The organism is Streptomyces flavovariabilis, assembly GCF_000725785.1.
GTDB lineage: Bacteria > Actinomycetota > Actinomycetes > Streptomycetales > Streptomycetaceae > Streptomyces > Streptomyces hawaiiensis.
This window is the reverse complement of record NZ_JNXD01000086.1, coordinates 1-702: the sequence shown is the minus strand read 5'-3', so window position 1 is coordinate 702 and position 702 is coordinate 1. Positions and strand designations below refer to the sequence as shown.

1 protein-coding gene is annotated in these 702 nt (G+C 68.9%); it reads left to right on the top strand.

Annotation, left to right across the window (positions count from 1 at the left end):
- On the top strand, nucleotides 1–674 hold a 674-nt coding region (locus IO24_RS0140015), incomplete at its 5' end, for an IS5/IS1182 family transposase (RefSeq protein WP_037669971.1).
- Nucleotides 675–702 lie beyond the last annotated feature (28 nt).

The following is a 702-nucleotide window of genomic DNA, read 5'->3' as shown; positions in this document are numbered from 1 at the left end:
GGCGTCGTGGCGGCGACATCCAGCGAGGCCGTCCCTGGCGACTGCCGCTGGAGGACCGGGTATTGCTGGTGGCCACGTACTGGCGCACGAACCTCACGTTGCGGCAGGTAGCGCCGCTGTTTGGGGTCTCGAAGTCGGCGGCCGACCGAATCCTGGATCACCTGGCGCCCTTGCTGGCCATCTCGCCGGCTCGCCGGCCGCGCAACGACACCGTCTACATCGTCGACGGCACCCTGGTGCCCACCCGTGACCGCAGCGTGGCTGCCTCCAGCAAGAACTATCGGTACTCGACGAACGTGCAGGTCGTGATCGACGCCAACAGTCGCCTGGTGGTGGCGATCGGCCTGCCGCTGCCCGGCAGCCGCAATGACTGCCGGGCGTTCACGGAGTCCGGCGTGGACCGGGCCTGCCGCGGCGCTCCGACCATCGCCGACGGCGGCTACCAAGGCACCGGCCTGCTCATCCCGCACCGCAGACGACGAGGTCAGACGCACCTCAGCCCGCAGCAGGAAGCGGAGAACACGGTCCATCGCCGGGCCCGAGCCCGCGTGGAACACGCCCTGTCCAGGCTGAAGAACTGGAAGATCCTGCGCGACTGCCGCCTCAAGGGCAACGGCGTTCACCAGGCCATGCTCGGCATCGCCCGGCTACACAACCTGGCCCTCGCCCGATAACCCACGCCCCATACGGGACAACCTCTAG